The sequence below is a fragment of the Psychrobacter nivimaris genome, assembly GCF_904846365.1.
Lineage (GTDB): Bacteria > Pseudomonadota > Gammaproteobacteria > Pseudomonadales > Moraxellaceae > Psychrobacter > Psychrobacter nivimaris_B.
This window is the reverse complement of sequence record NZ_CAJHAL010000002.1, coordinates 72,289-91,044: the sequence shown is the minus strand read 5'-3', so window position 1 is coordinate 91,044 and position 18,756 is coordinate 72,289. Positions and strand designations below refer to the sequence as shown.

At 41.7% G+C, this 18,756-nt stretch carries 17 protein-coding genes; 8 read left to right on the top strand and 9 right to left on the bottom strand.

Annotated elements, in window-relative coordinates; translation table 11 throughout:
• Positions 1-135: 135 nt before the first annotated feature.
• The 3 genes from JMX63_RS01415 to JMX63_RS01405 all read left to right on the top strand — a co-directional run bounded on the left by JMX63_RS01415 (position 136) and on the right by JMX63_RS01405 (position 2,651).
• Positions 136-804: a c-type cytochrome gene (locus JMX63_RS01415; protein WP_101205531.1), complete on the top strand. Its 669-nt coding sequence runs from the start codon at positions 136-138 to the stop codon at positions 802-804.
• 354 nt (positions 805-1,158) lie between these two features.
• Entirely contained in the window at positions 1,159-2,292 is a 1,134-nt protein-coding gene (locus tag JMX63_RS01410) for a hypothetical protein (RefSeq protein WP_201570342.1), read from the top strand.
• Positions 2,280-2,651 (top strand): RnfH family protein, encoded by a 372-nt coding sequence (locus JMX63_RS01405; RefSeq protein ID WP_227673200.1) that lies wholly within the window; start codon positions 2,280-2,282, stop codon positions 2,649-2,651. Before JMX63_RS01410 ends, JMX63_RS01405 begins: the two co-directional genes overlap by 13 nt.
• A gap of 33 nt (positions 2,652-2,684) precedes the next feature.
• Here JMX63_RS01405 and JMX63_RS01400 read toward each other — a convergent pair whose 3' ends face one another.
• Positions 2,685-3,104, bottom strand: a complete 420-nt coding sequence (locus JMX63_RS01400; protein WP_201570340.1) for an outer membrane protein assembly factor BamE — start codon at positions 3,102-3,104, stop codon at positions 2,685-2,687.
• 317 nt (positions 3,105-3,421) lie between these two features.
• Here JMX63_RS01400 and fur point away from each other — a divergent pair, with 317 nt between their 5' ends.
• On the top strand, positions 3,422-3,856 hold the full coding sequence (gene fur, locus JMX63_RS01395; protein WP_057758249.1) for a ferric iron uptake transcriptional regulator: 435 nt from the start codon (positions 3,422-3,424) through the stop codon (positions 3,854-3,856).
• Between the two features lie 298 nt (positions 3,857-4,154).
• Here fur and JMX63_RS01390 read toward each other — a convergent pair whose 3' ends face one another.
• Complete coding sequence (locus JMX63_RS01390; protein WP_165598362.1) at positions 4,155-5,276, bottom strand: PilT/PilU family type 4a pilus ATPase; 1,122 nt, start codon at positions 5,274-5,276, stop codon at positions 4,155-4,157.
• A 132-nt stretch (positions 5,277-5,408) separates the two neighbouring features.
• Entirely contained in the window at positions 5,409-6,464 is a 1,056-nt protein-coding gene (locus tag JMX63_RS01385) for a type IV pilus twitching motility protein PilT (RefSeq protein ID WP_057758253.1), read from the bottom strand.
• A 354-nt stretch (positions 6,465-6,818) separates the two neighbouring features.
• On the opposite strand from JMX63_RS01385, the gene JMX63_RS01380 reads away from it, so the two are divergent.
• Positions 6,819-7,535: a YggS family pyridoxal phosphate-dependent enzyme gene (locus JMX63_RS01380; protein ID WP_101205534.1), complete on the top strand. Its 717-nt coding sequence runs from the start codon at positions 6,819-6,821 to the stop codon at positions 7,533-7,535.
• Between the two features lie 46 nt (positions 7,536-7,581).
• On the opposite strand, the gene JMX63_RS01375 is transcribed toward JMX63_RS01380, so the two are convergent.
• Positions 7,582-8,856 (bottom strand): hemolysin family protein, encoded by a 1,275-nt coding sequence (locus tag JMX63_RS01375; RefSeq protein ID WP_201570338.1) that lies wholly within the window; start codon positions 8,854-8,856, stop codon positions 7,582-7,584.
• 212 nt (positions 8,857-9,068) lie between these two features.
• A complete protein-coding gene (locus JMX63_RS01370; RefSeq protein WP_201570336.1) occupies positions 9,069-10,760 on the bottom strand; it encodes an NAD+ synthase in 1,692 nt (563 codons plus the stop codon).
• Between the two features lie 874 nt (positions 10,761-11,634).
• Between JMX63_RS01370 and JMX63_RS01365 the strand changes: the two genes are divergently transcribed.
• The 3 genes from JMX63_RS01365 (at position 11,635) to epmA (ending at position 15,059) form a co-directional block, all read left to right on the top strand.
• On the top strand, positions 11,635-12,762 hold the full coding sequence (locus JMX63_RS01365) for an AI-2E family transporter (RefSeq protein WP_101205537.1): 1,128 nt from the start codon (positions 11,635-11,637) through the stop codon (positions 12,760-12,762).
• Positions 12,763-12,870: 108 nt separating this feature from the next.
• On the top strand, positions 12,871-13,980 hold the full coding sequence (locus tag JMX63_RS01360) for a 4-phosphoerythronate dehydrogenase (protein ID WP_101205607.1): 1,110 nt from the start codon (positions 12,871-12,873) through the stop codon (positions 13,978-13,980).
• 50 nt (positions 13,981-14,030) lie between these two features.
• Positions 14,031-15,059 carry an EF-P lysine aminoacylase EpmA gene (gene epmA, locus JMX63_RS01355; RefSeq protein ID WP_102090784.1) on the top strand — a complete coding sequence of 343 codons (1,029 nt, stop codon included), beginning with the start codon at positions 14,031-14,033 and terminating at the stop codon, positions 15,057-15,059.
• A 158-nt stretch (positions 15,060-15,217) separates the two neighbouring features.
• Here the strand turns inward: epmA and JMX63_RS01350 are convergent, their stop codons facing one another.
• The 4 genes from JMX63_RS01350 to purE form a co-directional block, all read right to left on the bottom strand.
• Positions 15,218-15,859: an NAD(P)H-binding protein gene (locus tag JMX63_RS01350; RefSeq protein WP_201548558.1), complete on the bottom strand. Its 642-nt coding sequence runs from the start codon at positions 15,857-15,859 to the stop codon at positions 15,218-15,220.
• 235 nt (positions 15,860-16,094) lie between these two features.
• Complete coding sequence (locus JMX63_RS01345) at positions 16,095-16,544, bottom strand: YaiI/YqxD family protein (RefSeq protein ID WP_102093310.1); 450 nt, start codon at positions 16,542-16,544, stop codon at positions 16,095-16,097.
• Positions 16,544-17,932 (bottom strand): 5-(carboxyamino)imidazole ribonucleotide synthase, encoded by a 1,389-nt coding sequence (locus JMX63_RS01340; RefSeq protein WP_201570334.1) that lies wholly within the window; start codon positions 17,930-17,932, stop codon positions 16,544-16,546. The genes JMX63_RS01345 and JMX63_RS01340 overlap by 1 nt, the downstream gene beginning before the upstream one ends.
• A 197-nt stretch (positions 17,933-18,129) precedes the next feature.
• Positions 18,130-18,681, bottom strand: coding sequence for a 5-(carboxyamino)imidazole ribonucleotide mutase (gene purE, locus JMX63_RS01335; RefSeq protein WP_101205542.1), 552 nt, complete (start codon positions 18,679-18,681; stop codon positions 18,130-18,132).
• Positions 18,682-18,756: the final 75 nt, after the last annotated feature.

Genomic DNA, 18,756 nt, shown 5'->3' with positions numbered 1-18,756 from the left:
GTACTTTCAGACTGCTTGTGTCCAAGACCTTAAAATATACGCCATTCTCATGATTAAAGAGACGGCTATATCAGGTATCTTACCAGTGCAATCACTCTAAATAATGCTTACGCCGAGCTAGTAGGATTTGTATCAATGAAAAAGTTAATCGCTGCTGCCAGCTTATGCGTTGCAAGTTTCAGCGTACAAGCTGCTATTATTGTTCCTGAATATGACGTCAATGCAGGTCAAAAAGTTGCAGAAACCGTTTGTGCCGCTTGTCATGGTCTTAATGGCGTCAGCATTGTTCCTGCACAGCCAAACCTTGGCGGCCAAAACGTAAAGTACCTATATAAACAGCTAGTCAACTTTAAAGCAGGTTATCGCAAAAACGGTATCATGCAGTCACAAGTTGCTAATCTGTCTCAGCAAGACCTAGCCAACGTAGCAGGTTATTATGCCAGTCAAGCACCTTGGGGCGTTGGCTACGGCAATCCTGCAACCAACCAAGAAGCGACTAAGCTATTCTTGGGCGGTGATAAGTCGCGCGGTGTTATTGGCTGTGCAGGTTGTCATGGTCCAGATGCTGCAGGTAATACTTGGGCTGCATTTCCAAAGCTAGGCGGACAGCACGCTCAGTATATTGCTACTCAGCTAAAACTATTCCGTGCTGCTGGACGTGTTGATGATATCGATAGCGATGACCAAAAACGAGTCAATGATGCAGCCAAAGAAGGCGAGATGGGTATGATGCAAACGGTTGCATCGAAACTATCAGATCGTGACATTCGTATCCTGTCAGACTATGTAAGTGCTATTCACTAATTGAGTCGCACTGATTCAGTATCTGATACATGCTTTGCGTTGCATAGAAGGCCATTGAGTAAAGCCACTGAGTATTGAATCGCATATTGATTATATCTGAATGACTAAACCCCGATTTCGGGGTTTTTTTATAACTGTTTGTCCCTTATATTAAGACAGTATTTAGATGAATTCATTTACAGAAGCCAGTCGTTGCTCTGTATAATTATAAATTATCGTTATTCACTTTATACCAATTTTCAAAATATGGTTAGCCATGTCAAACATGTTCAGTCTACTATGCGTGGTACTTGCACTTGCTTTGTTTGCTAGTCCAGTTTTTGTAAATGGTATTAGATCGTTTGGATTGAAATTATGATGATCCGTTATGCTTCTTATTTTATCGCGGCGCTACTACCGTTATTGCTATTTCGTTGGTTTGCACCTGCGTCAATTGATGAGATTGACTTTTGGTTACTATGGCTATTAGCCATGGTATTGGTTGCGCTGCCAGTTGTTTACGCTGAGATAGCATTGGCCTATCGCAGTGTCGAAGGCCCTCTAGCGGGTATGCAAAAGCTCACTCGTGAAGCAGATGTCAGTCCAATCTGGCGCAGCTTTGGTTGGTTAGCGGCACTGGTTTCTATAGTGATTGCAGCATTGGTTATATCTGGCGCAAGTACGGGTATATTGTCTGCATTGACTGAGCTAAATAGCGTACCCGATGTACCTAGCTTCGCAGTTGCTGCAGGTCTGATGGTCATTGCAGTACTTTTAAGCTTGCTGGGTGTTACGCCTTTACCTATTGGTTTGGGGTTGATGGTAATAGGGTTGCTGCTAGGGTTCGCAAACGGTGTACCAAATGCTGGTTTTGCCATGACTGATGTCAGTTTGACTGAATGGGCTCGCGCAGTCGCGTTAGCATTAGTCAGTGTCGGTGCGGGTACAGGACTATACTGGTTCGGTCAGAACTTGGTGAGTAAGCAGACAGTCACAGCAGTAGAAGCAAACAATCAGCAAGTAAAAAACAGAGCGGCTACTCGTGAGTACCGTGCAACCAAGCTAGTGTTACCGATTTGGGTGTTGCAACTGCTGATAGGAGTAGTGGCTTTATTTACTAATGGTATGTCGCTACCACCAATTGGACAGCTGTTATATTGGGGCGGGGTGTTATTTGTGGCCAGTTACTTACTACATTACAGCACGCAACAGTTAACACATAAGTTTGGATTATTGGTTAGTTTGATAATCACTTTTGCTGTAGCGTTATTATTAGTGGTTGCGATTCCGACAGCATGGTTAGTTGGCATCTTGGTCATTATTAGTAGCATTGCTGTACTATTATTATCAGTATTTGCGGGTTGGCAGATGAAGATTAGCCATCTACGCAAGTCACTAAATTTTAGTAATGAAGCAGTTTATAACTTGTGGCGAGTGGCGATACGTTTAGTCGTACCATTAGCATTACTGCTAGCACTGATAGGTTGGGTGATGCAGTGGTTGAGCTAACAGTCGAAGGTCGTGACAACAGTGTGCCACAGTCTACGCAAGCTAATTTAATGACCGTATATCTGGCGTATGCTGAAAATGAGCAGCGCCAGCATTATCTAGCTTTGCAGGTTAGACAAGGTACTAGTTTGCATGAAGCGTTGGCGCAAGCGGGATGGCTTGAAAAGTTTGCAGAACTGGCAGCGTGGTGTGAGCAAGTAATAGATATCACCACGCCAACTGCGAAACGTTGGCATGTGGGTATTTATGCACAGAAACAGCCATTAAGCTATTTGCTACAGCCTTTTGATCGTATCGAGGTATATCGTAGTTTAAGCGCTGATCCTATGTCTCAGCGCAAAAATAAATCTCGTAGCTAACCGTCAATTATCTAAGCTAATAGGTTTCGCTGACTATGATGCTGGCAGACTTTCAATACCTTCGATGCGCGTGACCAAACCATTATCATCAAAATAAACAACTAAATGCTGGCTAGCGTTTTTGACATCTGCAATGCCTTTACGGCTACCTTCAGTGCCTGCTTTGTAGTCATAGATATAATCCCAGCGTTTAGGCTCAAGCGTATCTCTAATCGCAGGACTGCCAAGGATATAAAGTACTTGGTTCTGATTCATCCCTACTTTTAGTTTTTGTGCTTGGGTTTGAGTAATTGCTGTGCCTTGAGGCAAATCAATCTTATAAACGCTCAATAGTGAGCAGCCAGACATAGCGACAGTAGCGCTCAGCATACTGGTGATAACAATGTTACGTAGTACGCTGGCATGGCTTAACGGACGAAAATTTAATGTCTTTATCATGGTAAGATGACTCATAAGAAATGAATTAGGTGTGGCCAGCGTGAGGTCGTACCAGTCTGACCGACAATCTTGGACAAATGATACGTCATTTACTTGCAATTGCCTACCACTTACGACATTATTTACCAAACACAATCTGAATAGTTAGATTAATTATATTTTAAATTCATAGGCTTGCATCTCGATATTTAGAAAATAATAAGAGAGATGTCTGCGTAAGTTTTATCAGTTTATTATTAATCATTTACTTTATATTAAATAAAAATAATCTTTGTTGATTATTTATCTCATATTTTCTATTTGTTAAGGCTGTCACAGTCAAAAGGGATATTATGGCTTCTTTTACCAATCAAGATTTACGTAGAGCAGGACTCAAGGTCACGTTACCTCGTATCAAAATTTTAGAGCTATTAGAAAGCGCAGAGCTGCACCACATGAGTGCAGAAGAAGTGTATAAGGCGCTTATCGAGCAAGGTGAAGATGTAGGTCTTGCCACTGTCTATCGTGTACTGACACAGTTTGAACAAGCAGGTATTGTTGAGCGTCATAACTTCGAAAACAATCTATCTGTATTTGAGATTACCCAAGAAGAGCATCACGATCACCTAGTTTGTGATGTGTGTGGCAAGATTATAGAGTTTCATAATGAAGTCATCGAAGAAGAGCAACTAAAAGTAGCAGAAAAACATGGCTTTAAACTGTCTGGGCATTCTCTCGTGCTATATGGCATTTGTGCGGATCAAGCCTGTAGAGATAGCGCGAAATAATTGTCTAGCGTACTAGGGCGTGTCTTCATTTCAAAAATGGTGATAAAAATGAGATAAATTGCCGTCAAACAAGAAAAATAGCGCAGATAATATCGGGATATTAACCAGCTATTTGACGCTGTTTGGCAAGATTTAGCCATTTTTAGCCCATTTAGATGACTATCGGGTGAATTGAAGACACGCCCTAGTAGAAACGCTTATTTCTACTAGTACTACGATATTGAACAGTAAAAAACCCTCGTTATTTATAACGAGGGTTTCTTTTTATATGTCTATTATGCCTAGAAAGCGCAATAATTTAGCTCACATCTAACGATAAACTATCAGCACCTTCATCTAAATTAGCCTTGCCGTTTTTGCTACTGAGCTTAATTTTTAGGCGTAGATCATTAGGAGAGTCGGCATGTAAAATCGCTTCTTTATACGTTATCTCTCCTTGTTCATACAAATCAAAAAGTGCCTGATCAAAGGTTTGCATGCCACTGTCTCGTGAGCGTGTCATCACATCTTTGATTTCATGGACTTCTCCTTTACGGATATAGTCACTAATCAGCTGCGAATTTAGCAAAATCTCAATAGCAGCGCGTCGCCCTTTACCATCAGGTGTGGGGATAAGTTGCTGCGCGATAATAGCTTGCAGGTTCAACGACAAATCCATAAATAACTGGTTATGGCGATTGGTTTCAAAGAAGTGAATGATACGATCAATTGCTTGGTTAGCGTTGTTTGCGTGCAACGTTGCAAACACTAGATGGCCAGTTTCTGCGTACTGAATAGCATAGCTCATGACTTCACGGTTACGAATCTCGCCGATTAGGATGACATCGGGTGCTTGGCGTAGCGTGTTTTTTAGGCCCGCTTCAAATGAATGGGTATCGATACCAACTTCACGCTGGGTAATAATACAGCCGCGATGCTTATGAACAAACTCGATAGGGTCTTCTATCGTAATAATATGACCATGAGAGTTTTGATTGCGATGTCCTATCATTGCAGCAAGGGTAGTAGATTTACCTGTACCCGTTGCGCCAACTAATAGAACAATACCGCGTTTTTTCATGGCCAATTCTTTTAAAGCTGGCGGTAAGCGTAATTCTTCGACCGTTGGAATGTTATTTTCAATTTTTCGTAAAATCATTCCTGCCATATCACGCTGTACAAATGCACTGACTCGAAAGCGAGCTTGCTGTGCTTCATCAGAGATAGCAAATTGACACTCGTTGGTTTCTTCAAACTCTTTTTGCTGGCTTGGCGTCATTACACCTTTGACCAATCTCATGGTTTGCTCAGCACTCAAAGGGGTTCTACCGACAGGTAAGATTTTTCCATTCACTTTCATGGAAGGCGCTACGTCAGCAGTAATAAAAAGGTCAGAGCCATTTTTGCTGATCATTAATTGTAATAGTTTATCAATATCCATATCGCACCTGCACCGGATGTAAGTCGATTAAAATCATATTTTAAATACGTCAGTAAAAAGTAATAAAGTAGAAACAGAGACCATAAGTTGTTTGTTATTTTTAGTGGTATCTGTCAATACTATCTATCAGTACTACAAAAATGCCTCAGGTTGCTTGGCGTAAGGACGTGCAACATCCTTACTAATGGTTCCTTTACTTACCAAGTTCTTTAACGTCTGATCAAGGGTAATCATGCCATCGCCTGCACCCGTTTGGATAGCAGAATACATTTGAGCGATTTTGTTCTCACGTATCAAGTTACGGATAGCAGGGGTGCCTATCATGATTTCATGGGCGGCTATACGTCCACCTGCTTGACGACGTAACAGGGTCTGTGAAATAACAGCTTGCAACGACTCGGATAGCATAGCGCGGATCATATCTTTTTCAGCGGCAGGAAATACATCAATAACACGGTCAATCGTTTTAGCCGCTGAGCTGGTATGCAAGGTGCCGAATACTAAGTGGCCAGTTTCTGCTGCGGTCAACGCTAAGCGGATAGTCTCAAGATCACGTAGCTCACCAACTAAGATAACATCAGGATCCTCACGTAGGGCAGAGCGCAGTGCTGGCTCAAAACCCAAAGTATCACGGTGTACTTCACGCTGATTGATCAAGCTTTTTTTAGATTGATGCACAAATTCAATCGGGTCTTCGATAGTTAAAATATGCTCTTTACGGCTTTCGTTAATATAATCAATCATTGCCGCAAGTGTTGTCGATTTACCTGAGCCAGTTGGGCCCGTGACCAATACCACACCACGCTTAAAGTCTGAAACGCGTCTAAAGACATCGCCCATACCTAAGTCTTCCATCGTTAATACTTTAGAAGGAATGGTACGAAATACAGCGCCTGCACCGCGGTTTTGATTAAAAGCATTGACACGAAAACGTGCTAGATTAGGAATTTCAAAAGAAAAATCCGTTTCAAAAAACTCTTCAAAGTCGGCACGTTGCTTATCATTCATGATGTCATAAATAAGCTGATGCACGACCTGATGGGTCATCTCTGGCATATTGATACGGGTCATTTCACCATCAACACGTATCATTGCCGGCATACCCGCTGAAATATGTAAATCTGACGCCTTATGCTTAACGGTAAAGCGCAGCAAGTCTTCGATATTAAGATTGTTTTTTTCGGCCATAATTTGATATTCCTATCACTTAGTCTAGGTAAGACAAAATACTATAAAAGTACGTGGTAAACTATCTATCGATAACCTTAATATAATAAGAAATGGCAAGAAGCTCACTAGTACAGGTCTTTACCATCACTAACACATTCAGTAGCATATGTTAAAGCATGTAACAATATCATAACAAGACTGTGAGTATTTAACCATCTACTAAATTAAGAAAAACTAGAACTGTATCGTTTTAAAATAATTTTCATAGAAGTTATTTCTAATTTACTTTTAAAAATCGGATAGTTATGTTTTTTTATAATAAAAATTGCAGAAAAAAATTTCAAAAAATTAATCAAGCAATAAGGGCAAAATATGAAGGAAATGAATGGCAATATTGATGAAGTGACACTTATCGATAACTGGCAACAAGTTAGTAAGCAGATGAAGCAAGCGTGTGATCATGCTGACAGACAGGCTGATAATGTTATGCTGCTGGCTGTTTCGAAAACGAAACCTGCCGATATGATCGCAACTTTAGCAAAGCAGGGACAGCGTGATTTTGGTGAAAACTATCTACAAGAAGCCATCGAAAAAATTACTGAACTTAAAGCTCAGCCTGTAGGCAAAAGTATCGTTTGGCATTATATCGGTAGTATTCAACGTAATAAGACACGTGACATTGCAGAGCACTTTGATTGGGTGCAAACGGTTGAGCGCGATATCATTGCCAGACGATTAAATGACCAACGACCAGCTGACCTACCACCGTTGAATGTATTGATCCAACTAAATATCGATAACGAAGACAGCAAGTCAGGATGTCTGCCAGCCCAGTTGCCAGAGCTGATAACAGCGATCAAAGGGTATGAGCGCTTACAACTGCGAGGTTTGATGATTATTCCTGCTAAAGCAAATACGGATGCCTTTGCACGAACTAAGCAGTTGTTTGAAGAGGTTAAAGTAGACTATCCAGAGCTAGATAACTGGGATACGCTTAGCATGGGTATGAGTGGTGATATGGCAGAAGCGATAGAAAACGGCACAACGATGGTACGTGTCGGCACCGCTATCTTTGGTCAGCGTGCTTAAAACGATATGAATAGGCTAGTTAAGCATTTTTTAACTAGCCATTAGGTTAAATGATATCTTCTAATTTAGTGACTAACATCTGCGTAATTTTAAGATTATCAGTCGCAATAATCTCAAATCGATAATTGGCATACTCAATCGTGTCAGTCTTTTTAGGGATTTTTCGAAGCATATACATCATAAATCCACTGATAGTCTCGTAATTTTGACTGCGTGGTAGGTCGACGATATCTAATGCACGAATCACATCTTCGATAGGGGTCATGCCATCGATTAACCACGAGTTGTCAGTGCGCTGGACAATAGGTTGCTCCTCTAACGTTACCAACTCACCCATCACAATGCTCATCACGTCCTTTAATGTGATAACACCAACGACTAGGACGTATTCATTCACGATGACCGCAAAATCAGCGCCAGTGGATTTAAACATCTCTAAGACTTCAAACAAAGACAACGTATCAGGCACGAAAAGTGCTGGCTTCAATAGAGCTTTGTTCGTTAAGCTAACTTCTTGTTGGTTCAAAACCAAAGCTAAAAAGCTACGAGATTCCACATAACCAATGATATGTTCTAAATCATCATCATGGCAGACCAAAAACTTATTGTGTGGCTGTTCAATCATGATATTCACGACTTCTTCAGTACTTGTTTTGGTATCAAAATAAACGATATTTTCTCGAGGGTTCATCACTGAGGTGACGGTACGCTCCTGCATATCGAAGATATTTTCGATCAAGTGATGCTCTTGCTTCTTTAGTACACCCGCTTCAGCACCTGCATCCATCACGGCATAAATATCTTCTGGTGTCATATCATCTTGACGTATGGTTGAGATGCCAAAAAGCTTAAACAGGATATTTGCAGCCCCATCGAACACCCATATAATGGGCTTTAGTATAAATATTAACAACATCATCGGGCGCACAAGCCGTACCGCTATCGTCTCTGCATTTGACATGGCCAAACGCCTAGGCATTAGATCAGCAAGTAGTGAAAACAAACTCGTAATAAGTACAAACGATATGACTGATGCTATCGTTTCACTATTCAATAACTGCTCGAGATAAGGACTAATGGCCGACTCACCCACGGCACCAGCTGAAATAGCGACCGCATTTAGCACTATTTGTACTACGGTGATAAAGCTACCAGGATGCTCTTGCATATTGAGCACATCAAGTGCGCGAACATCGCCTTCTTTTGCCATAATTTGGAGCTTGATTTTGCGGCCTGCAGCGATGGCAATCTCAGCAGCAGAGACAAAGGTACTTAAGGCAAGCAGTAAAAGAAGAAAAACACTAGCGGTTAGCAAACTCATGACGTACTCGAAAAAAAATAAAGATAATTGAGGCAAATAGTTGGTGAAACTGTGTGGAAAAGAATATGGCTAGGTGTAGACATTTTTGGTGGGTAAAAACCAAAAAAGCTGGGCAAGCACCCAGCTAATAGTAAAAAATTCGATATCTTGTAAAACTGGCTAACTAGTACCTCTCAACTTATAGATAGCAGAAGTTGAGAGGTGTGTAGTAATTAACCTTTGATTGACCACTTATTGACTAATGGATAACGGCGCTCACGTCCAAAAGCTTTGTGGCTAATCTTAGTACCGATAGGAGATTGCAAGCGTTTGTATTCGCTGTTGTCTACCATTTTGATGACTTTAGCGACCATATCAGCATCAAAGCCTTTATCAATAATCTCTTGATAGCCCATGTCTTCATCGATATATGACGTCAAGATACTATCTAACACATCGTAGTCCGGCAAGCTGTCTTGATCCTTTTGATCTGGACGTAATTCAGCTGATGGCGGACGGGTAATAACGCGCTCAGGAATAACCGGCGTATCTTCTAAACGGTTACGATAGCTCGCCAATTTATAAACTTGAGACTTATATACGTCTTTTAGTACGTCAAAGCCGCCAGCCATGTCGCCATATAGCGTTGAGTAACCAACAGCCAATTCTGACTTGTTACCAGTCGTGATAACTAAATGACCGAATTTATTGGACAATGCCATCAAAATCACACCGCGAGCGCGCGCTTGGATGTTTTCTTCTGTCGTATCCGCTGGCGACTTATTGAATAACGGCGCTAGCGTATGACGGATGCCTTCGACAGCGTCAAAAATAGGGCAGACGGTGTAAGAAACATTTAAGCGGCGCGCCTGTGCTTGAGCATCTTCTAGACTGATTTGAGAGGTATACTCGTATGGCATCATGACCGCATATACCTTATCAGCGCCTAGAGCGTCAACAGCAATACAAAGCGTCAATGCCGAGTCAATACCACCTGACAACCCGACAATAATGCCAGAGAACCCTGAATGGTTGACATAGTCGCGTAGACCGACGACTAACGCTTGATACATTTCAGATTCACGGCTCAAGGTTAGAGGCGCTTTGGTCTGCTCGTTGAATTTAGCAGTTTTTACATCTAACGTAGCCAGTAGCAACTGGTTCATAAAGCGCGGCGCTTCATGAGCAATGCTACCGTCAGCTTGTACAGCCATAGAGCCACCATCAAACACTAGATCGTCTTGCCCGCCCACTGCGTTGACATAGACGATAGGTAGTTTGTTTTCACGGCTACGCTTGGCAAGCATAGTTTTGCGATTGTCTTGCTTTTCAATCTCAAAAGGTGAGGCATTTAAGCTTACGATTAGATCAGCACCTTGCTTTTTAAGCTCAGAGATAGGCCCTTTTTCCCACAAATCTTCACAGATAAGCAGACCAATAGTAATGCCTTTATAGTCAAATAAAACTTGATTACGACCTTTATCGAAGTAGCGACGCTCATCAAACACGCCATAATTTGGCAAAATTTGCTTATGATAAAAGCCTTTTTGATGACCATTATGCAGGATGGCAGCAGAGTTAAAAGTACCGTGATGATCTACATGCGGATAGCCGACAATCATGACGATATCATCGATATCACTCAAAGTAGACAAAGCGCTTTTGACGCGGCCAGACAAGCTTGGACGTAGCAATAAATCTTGTGGAGGGTAGCCCAAAAGAGCTAACTCTGGGAATACGATAACGTCAGCACCTTGTTCGCGTGCTTGTAATGCTAGGGTACGCATTTTTTCGACATTGGTTGCGATATCACCGACCAAAAAATGTGATTGAGCTAAAGCAAAAGTGACAGTATCTTGTGGTTTATTGGTCTTACTGGCTTCGTTTGAGGTGTTAGAGTTGGGGTTATCAGTGTCTTTTGACATTGTTATTGTTCCTATCGATATATTATTAAAATTTGATGTGTCTGTATTGATCTCAAATAAAATCAAAGTAAATCCGAAATTAACTCAAAACTGCGCTCTGGCATATCAGCTCAAATATTGAGCTGATATGCTGAGTCTAAATTTCGTATAAGCCTTTATAAAAGACTTATGATTTTGCTCAAGTAACTCACTCTAAGTGATAGCGACACCCTAAAATGAGAACTTATGATAGTCTAAAAGAAGACGATATAAGCAGGTGTTGAAATCTGGCTCAAAGGATTCAATGTCTGTACGACGATGTAAATAAACATGTGCAAATAAACTTAACTACACTGAAAAGCTTAAAATAATTGCTTTAGTATAACATCAATTGTCGCGACAAATAGAACGCACCAGTGGATTCCCTTATAAGATAACAGTTTAAAAGCTGAACATAAAAGCAGTTTTCAATACATCATTTTTACACACTAAATTCATGCATTATGCGCTAGTCATTATCGTCGTCATCTAGTAAGCTTGCATAGACAAAGTTGTAAGTAAAGATTACAACAACGCGTTATATAATTCACACGCTTTATTGCATAATAAAGCGTGCTAACCGCATTTTTATTATTTTATCTATAATGAGAAAGGGCTTTGAATTCGCGGTATGGAACTGGGCACATTCATACTATTTAATCGTCATACTATTTAATTGCCATATTACTTAATCGTTATATGATTTCATAAGTCCGACCCAATGCTTTTTTGTATGATTCGCAATTCTCGCTAATGGATATGGCTTACAGACAGTGTCTAAGAGCTGATATTCATCACACATTTATAAACTCGCCAGCAAAACTATCGTTTGCTGTCCGCTTTTGGTTTATACGCTATGATTGAAAACTGGACAAAAGAATTTATTATTCAGCGCTTATTGGCAATTACGTTGCTAGTGGTACTGTTCGTATTGTGTTTTCAAGTGGTGCAGTTTTTTATTGTGCCAGCGCTGTGGGCAGCGATTTTGGCCTATGTAACTTTTCCTATTTATAATTTCTTCCATGAAAAGGTAAAGCTAAGCCCAGACTTTAGCGCCGCTATTATGACGGTGAGTATTTCACTGATAATAGGCGTGCCATTGGTCATCGGTGTATTTATCTTGCAGCAAGAAGCTTTGAGTTTAATCAGTAATTTGATTTACCGTATCAAGGTAGGTTACTTAGATGTGCCTGACTCCCTCAAAGATTTGCCTATCATCGGCCAGCAAGTCAAAGACGTGCTGTGGCGTATCAATAAAAACCCAGAAGGGACGCTAGAAGCTTTTCGCATTTGGGTTCAGTCGCATTTATATTATGGCAAAATAGCCTTTGATGTGGTGTTCAGTAGTTTGGCCAAACTCGGTATGGCGTTAATGACACTCTTCTTTTTTTATCGTGATGGCACCAGTCTGGTTCGGCAGATTCGTCAAGCGCTGCGTAACATCATCGGTAATCGCATTGATGGTTACATCGATTCTGTGGGTACAACTACGCGCGCTGTGGTATACGGCATTGGGCTGACGGCATTGGCTCAGGCACTATTGGCTGGTATCGGCTATTACTTCGCTGGTGCGCCAAGTCCTATCTTATTGACCATTGTCACGTTTATTATTGCCTTGATTCCATTCGGCACACCATTCGTTTGGGGCGGTGTGTCGATTTGGCTATTGAGTCAAGGGCATACTGCAGAAGGTATTGGTTTGGCACTGTGGGGTGTACTGGTGATTAGCTGGGTAGATAACTTGATTCGTCCTATCGTCATTAGCGGCGCGACCAAAATCCCTTTTATCATTATTTTTATTGGTGTACTGGGTGGTCTTACAGCATTTGGTTTTGTTGGTTTGTTTATTGGGCCTGTCGTGCTGGCTATTGGGCTTGCGGTATGGCGCGAGTGGATATCGCAGCATAAGAATGAGATATTTGCTCAGCAAGAGGTGATGCTTTCTGACCCTCGTGCGATAGATCCTGTGCATGGACCGGAATAATGAGTCGCTAGCAAATACGATGTAAAAAATTATCGATAGAGATGATGAATAATGACAAATGAGAATATGGCAGATTCGACGAATAATAAGACCGATAAATTAAGTACAATTAAAAATATCACTATTTTAGCGGACAGTAATATCACCAGTCTGAATGATTTTTTTAATGACTCTACGCTTGGTCATCTGACTGAGCATACGGTTGATATCATTGCTGTTGCTGGTCGAGCTATTGATGCAGCGCTACTTGCTAGAGTACAGCCAGATGTACTGCTGATACGCTCGGTGACGAAAGTAAACGAAGCGCTATTAGTGAATAATAACAGCGTGCAATTTGTTGGGTCTGCGACTATTGGTACCGACCATGTAGACCAAGATTATCTAGCGTCTCGCAATATCACTTTCGCCAATGCGGCTGGTTGTAGTAAGCATTCTGTGGCTCAATATGTATTGACGGCTATTTCCACTTTGCGTCCGCAGTATTGGCAGCAGTCGGCGTCATTAACCTTAGGTATCATTGGCCTTGGTAATATCGGTAATACGCTTGCTCAATATGCCTATGATTTGGGTTGGCAGGTGCTAGGTTATGATCCCCTGTTACCAGCCTCCAAAACTAACAATGCTAGCTTGGAGCAGGTACTTAGCCAAAGTGACGTGGTTAGTCTGCATGTGCCTTTGACCAATGAAAAGAATGCGACGAATCCTAAAGGTAGTGATTACCCAACACGTCATCTGATTAATGCAGCTGCATTAGCAGCGATGCCTGCCGATACGATATTGATTAATAGTGCACGTGGGCCTGTAATTGAGGAAAGTGCGCTTGAAGCCGATATTGAGCGTACTGGACGTCAAGTGGTGCTAGATGTGTTTGAGCATGAGCCGGAAGTCGCAGTAAGCTTACTATCCAAACTTGCTATTGCTACACCGCATATCGCTGGCTATACGCTAGAAGGTAAGCTGCGTGGCACACAAACTATTTATGATGCATTGTGCGAAAAATTATCGATACCTCTAGCTCAATCTATGTCCAATCTGCTACCGTTAAATATGTTCTTATGGTCTGAATTAAAATCATATCCAGACAGACTGCCAAAGTTTTATGACATCATGCAAGATGATACCTCGTTACGAAATAAAGCAGTTGATGGGCAAGTAAGTGGTGCTGACTTCGACGGTCTGAGACGTGATTATAACTTGCGCCGTGAGTGGCAGTTTTAATTAAACGAGATACTGAGCAACCAATTATTAATCAGTCGCAGTAGAGCCCAATGACTCAAGCAAATAACATTTCTTCGCAGCTTATTACTTCTAAGCCTAGCTACGCGCCAACCATGACACTTGCAATGGCACAACAGCGTGCGCAATTTATCAGCAATATTCGTCAGTTTTTTACCAGTCGACAAGTGCTGGAAGTGCAGACACCGCTATTATCCCAAGCAGGCAATACAGACACTTTTTTGCAGTCTGTAGCAGCTCATGTGACCTATCAAGACCGTCCGCGCACTTATTATCTGCATACCTCGCCTGAGTTTGCAATGAAGCGTTTATTAGCCAGCTGGCAAGTACCTATTTATCAGATTTGTCCTGTCTTTCGTGATAATGAAATAGGTACGCGTCATAATATTGAATTTACGATGCTTGAATGGTATCAACCGAATTATAGTCTGGACGAGATAGCAACTGAACTTAATGAGTTGTTAGAAGCGCTTTATGGTCATTCTGTTGTGATGAGTCATTATCGCTATGTCGATGCTTTTATGGATTATGTTGGTATACATCCGTTGACAGCGAGTTTAACTGCATTGCGAGCCGTGGCAGAAGATATGGGTTTGACAGGATTTAATTTTAATAATACTGATGATAGCGAAGAAAATCGTCGTCAGAGCTGGTTAGATTTGTTATTCAGTCACGCCGTAGAGCCAAACCTAGGTCATGATTTGCCGACATTGATTATAGAGTATCCACCTGCGACCGCTGCGTTAGCGAAAACCGCTATGGATAAAGACGGTAATAAAATTGCGAAACGTTTTGAGCTGTATATCAATGGCATTGAAATCGCTAATGCTTATGATGAGCTAGCAGATGGTCAAGCATTGCGTGACCGTTTTGAACAAGACAATCAATTACGTGCGCGTCATAATCTACCTAAAATGCCAATCGATGAGCATCTATTAGCTGCCTCCAATGATTTGATACCATGTAGCGGTATCGCAGTCGGTATGGATAGATTGCTAATGGTTGTAACAGGTGCAAGCAGCTTGGAAGAAGTCATCCCTTTTCCCAGTGGGCAAGCATGATTGAATACGCGTCTTTTAGGTTAGCTATAATCTAAATACATAATAAAAAGGTCGCTACCTATTTACCAATTAGATATTGGCGAATCGATAACGACCTTTTGTATCGGCTGCTTCTAAAATCTAGCGTCCACAATCAATTCTGTTAATACTAAACTTATTTATACGGTAGCAACTGCTTCATTAATATCGATGTCACCATTGTGTAGATTGAAGACTTTGCCTATCGTGTTATCCGCTGTGAGTACAGCAGCCAATGTTGTCGCTACATCTTCGATGGCATTCTCACCAGAGCTGGTATCATTAATAGTAATTTTACCAGTACCTGCGCGTTCTTTTAGTGCGCCTGGCTGTACAATAGTGTAATCCAGCGAGCTGTTATTCACTAACCAGTGATCGGCGTAATGTTTAGAGATGTAGTATTCTTTTAGGTCTGCAATACCAGGGTTTTCATCCCATTTGTCAGTTTCTAATGAAAAGACTGAGCTCAGCATAATATAACGTTTAATGCCTTTATCTTGTGCAGCCTGCATCGTTTTTACAGCACCATGCAAATCAACTTCTAAGACGTTCTTGCCACCAGATCCTGCAACAAAGTAAACAGCCTCTATATCCTGATCCAGTTGTTTTTCAATAGAGTCTTTACTGGCTGTAATGTCTAAATCTAGCTGGGTATAGTTGTCATTATCAAATAGTTTTTCTTTCTGACGAGTCGTGCCAATAACTTGATGGTCATCAGCCAATAACTGCTTAACCAAATCACCGCCCACTCGACCACTTGCACCAACGACTAAAATTTTCATAATCATTCCTATTTTTATTTAAATTCTATTGTTTAAATTATTCAGTAAGTTTATTTATCTTAAAAACCGAATATAGAGTAACAAAGATAGTTAGCACGCTTCGTTATAAAGCGTGCTGATTGAATAGTGTTTGGTTATAGAGTGTATACAGTTTGCAAGGAAGCAAACGTTGATCAGATGACATCATATAATAGATGACAGAACAGGTAGGCGTCAGATAGAACCATAGAAGGCACTAACGAACCAAGCGATTGAGACCATCGGCAAAGGCTTTTTTATCACGATCACCGTAGGGCTTTTGCCCGCTCATTTCCTGCAACTCTAGGACACCAGTACCGCGCATGGTGTCCATAAAGTCGCGCATATTGAGCTTTTGCTTGATGTTGTTTTTGTCGTAGACCACGCCGCGCGTCGTCAATACCATACCACCTTTATCCAAAATGTCATTGGCCAAAGGGATATCGCTAGTGATAGCCAAATCACCAGCTTGTATCTGTTCGACGATATAATCATCAGCTTTGTCGAACCCTGATGGCACGACAGTCATAACAAGTAGGGGCGACTTGCGTAACTTAATCGGCTGATTGGCCACAAATATGGCCATGGTCTTAGTACGTTCAGCCGTTTTAATAATCAAATCTTTGGCAATCAATGGTACCGAGTCTGCGTCCACCCATATCTGCATTATTTTTTGGCCTTCTCAGATTTTAATGGAGTAGCAGTCAGGCTGTCTGTTTGGCTATCTTTAGTGTCTAGTTCATCAGATGTGGCATCATTTTGAGCACTGTTCTGAGCACTGTTCTGAGCACTGTTTTTAGCATTACTCGTAGTATCGACGTCTGCTTTACTAGGCTGAGTATCTACACTTGCATACTCTTTATCCAGACCAACCTTGTTTGGCAAGATAGCAACCAATTTTGCCATAGCAGGCTCTAAATCAGTCACGTCGTTAGGCATCAAAGTAATATGGCCAATTTTGCGATCGTCACGCTCAGCCTTATGATAGCTATGATAATGAGCGCCATCGATATTTAGCACTGCACTGATATCGGGATATTGACCCAGTACATTCACCATAATCGCAGGATGCACGTTATCTGTATCACCTAATGGCAAATTAACCACAGCACGGATATGGTTCTCAAACTGGCTGGTGATAGCGCCTTCGATACTCCAGTGTCCAGAGTTGTGTACCCGTGGCGCGATCTCATTCGCCAATATTGCGTTGTGACCGCGAGCATCTTTGGTGACGAATAATTCAAGCGCCATAACGCCGACATAGTCCAAATGGTTCATGACTTTAGTAATAGCGTCTGTTGCTTGTTGAAACAGATGACTCGTGCCAACAGCAGGCGCTTGAGTTTTGGCCAAAATACCGTTGTGATGATGATTTTCGACCAAATCGTAACAGCGTACCTGACCATTTTGCGCTCTTGCTGCAATAATAGACACTTCACGACTAAAGTTAATAAAGCCTTCAGCAATTAACGGCGCAGGTGTTGGCGTGAGTGAACCTTTACCGCTGACGGCGTCCTTTAAATCTAGCCAAGCAGCCTTAATATCACTGTCTTGCTTGATAACGAACTGTCCCTTGCCATCGTAACCACCTCGGCTGGTTTTTAGAACGATAGGCAGCCCTAATTCTTTACAAGCGTGCTTGAGCTCAGCTTCAGAATTAACTTCTATAAATGGCACGGTTGCAATATCAAGCGTGTTGAACATCTGCTTTTCTTTTAGACGATCTTGAGCGATATCAAGCGCAATCAATGGTGGGAACATGCCTTGCTTGCTGCCAGATTTTGACAAGCTAACCAGTTGCTCGACCGTAGACGTTGGCGTGTTTTCAAACTCTAACGTAAAGACATCCGCTGCTGCGATAAAGTCTTCTAATTGATCGCTATGAAAGACACGACCGTACAAGCTGGCAGGGCATTCTGGATTGTCTTCTAAGAATACGCATTGGTAACCCAATGGCATAGCGGCTTCGGCAAGCATCATACCAAGCTGACCACCGCCTAAAATACCGATGGTACGAATGGTTTGGGTAACAGGATAAGCGTTTGCTGTAGTCATGGCAGGCTCTTTGAATAAAGGTGAATAAGATGTTTGGTCTATTAAAATCTAAAACTCAATGGGTGAAAATAGGAAAAGGTGCACTGTATGCACCTTATCTCTACTCAGAATTGCTTAAAAATATACAGTAATAGCTTCAATTGTTAAGCCTTCAATCTAAAAGACTCTGCTATAAGAGCTGATCGATTTATATTTACCTAAGGATTGATAATACCTGGTGTTGGGCTAGCGAGAATGGTCTCAGTCTGAGACTGGCGCATCTGATCGAGCTTAGTAGCAATCGTATCATCATGCAATGCCAGTACTTGAATTGCAAGTAGGGCAGCGTTATAAGCACCAGCAGCACCAATCGCCAAAGTACCAACAGCGACGCCTTTTGGCATTTGTACGATAGACAGTAGACTATCCCAACCGCTCAGCATAGATGACTTTACAGGTACACCAAAAACAGGTAGCGGCGTTTGGCTGGCACACATACCTGGCAGATGAGCGGCACCGCCTGCACCAGCGATGATCACTTGTAGACCATTATCTTTTGCGATTTTGGCATAATCAAATAATCTGTCAGGCGTACGGTGTGCAGAGACAACTTCACAATCAAAAGCAATGTCAAAGTCTGCAAGCAATTGCGCAGCAGCACTCATAGTTGCCCAGTCAGACTGCGAACCCATGATAATGCCGACTTTTGGCTGACCAGCAGGAGAGGTAATTGGACCGTTCTGGTTAGCAGCAGTATTCGTGGTGCTCATGATTGGATATCCTCAAAAAGACCATCATACAAAAATTTTGCTACACTCGTAAAGCCAAGTTTGACTTTTAATACT

What these genes read in the sequence shown, in the direction of transcription:
- JMX63_RS01415 (WP_101205531.1), top strand. Translation starts at nt 136, where the DNA reads ATGAAAAAGTTAATCGCTGCTGCCAGCTTATGCGTTGCAAGTTTCAGC.
- JMX63_RS01410 (WP_201570342.1), top strand. Translation starts at nt 1,159, where the DNA reads ATGATGATCCGTTATGCTTCTTATTTTATCGCGGCGCTACTACCGTTA.
- JMX63_RS01400 (WP_201570340.1), bottom strand. Translation starts at nt 3,104, where the DNA reads ATGAGTCATCTTACCATGATAAAGACATTAAATTTTCGTCCGTTAAGC.
- fur (WP_057758249.1), top strand. Translation starts at nt 3,422, where the DNA reads ATGGCTTCTTTTACCAATCAAGATTTACGTAGAGCAGGACTCAAGGTC.
- JMX63_RS01390 (WP_165598362.1), bottom strand. Translation starts at nt 5,276, where the DNA reads ATGGATATTGATAAACTATTACAATTAATGATCAGCAAAAATGGCTCT.
- JMX63_RS01385 (WP_057758253.1), bottom strand. Translation starts at nt 6,464, where the DNA reads ATGGCCGAAAAAAACAATCTTAATATCGAAGACTTGCTGCGCTTTACC.
- JMX63_RS01380 (WP_101205534.1), top strand. Translation starts at nt 6,819, where the DNA reads ATGAAGGAAATGAATGGCAATATTGATGAAGTGACACTTATCGATAAC.
- JMX63_RS01375 (WP_201570338.1), bottom strand. Translation starts at nt 8,856, where the DNA reads ATGAGTTTGCTAACCGCTAGTGTTTTTCTTCTTTTACTGCTTGCCTTA.
- JMX63_RS01370 (WP_201570336.1), bottom strand. Translation starts at nt 10,760, where the DNA reads ATGTCAAAAGACACTGATAACCCCAACTCTAACACCTCAAACGAAGCC.
- JMX63_RS01365 (WP_101205537.1), top strand. Translation starts at nt 11,635, where the DNA reads ATGATTGAAAACTGGACAAAAGAATTTATTATTCAGCGCTTATTGGCA.
- epmA (WP_102090784.1), top strand. Translation starts at nt 14,031, where the DNA reads ATGACTCAAGCAAATAACATTTCTTCGCAGCTTATTACTTCTAAGCCT.
- JMX63_RS01350 (WP_201548558.1), bottom strand. Translation starts at nt 15,859, where the DNA reads ATGAAAATTTTAGTCGTTGGTGCAAGTGGTCGAGTGGGCGGTGATTTG.
- JMX63_RS01345 (WP_102093310.1), bottom strand. Translation starts at nt 16,544, where the DNA reads ATGCAGATATGGGTGGACGCAGACTCGGTACCATTGATTGCCAAAGAT.
- JMX63_RS01340 (WP_201570334.1), bottom strand. Translation starts at nt 17,932, where the DNA reads ATGACTACAGCAAACGCTTATCCTGTTACCCAAACCATTCGTACCATC.
- purE (WP_101205542.1), bottom strand. Translation starts at nt 18,681, where the DNA reads ATGAGCACCACGAATACTGCTGCTAACCAGAACGGTCCAATTACCTCT.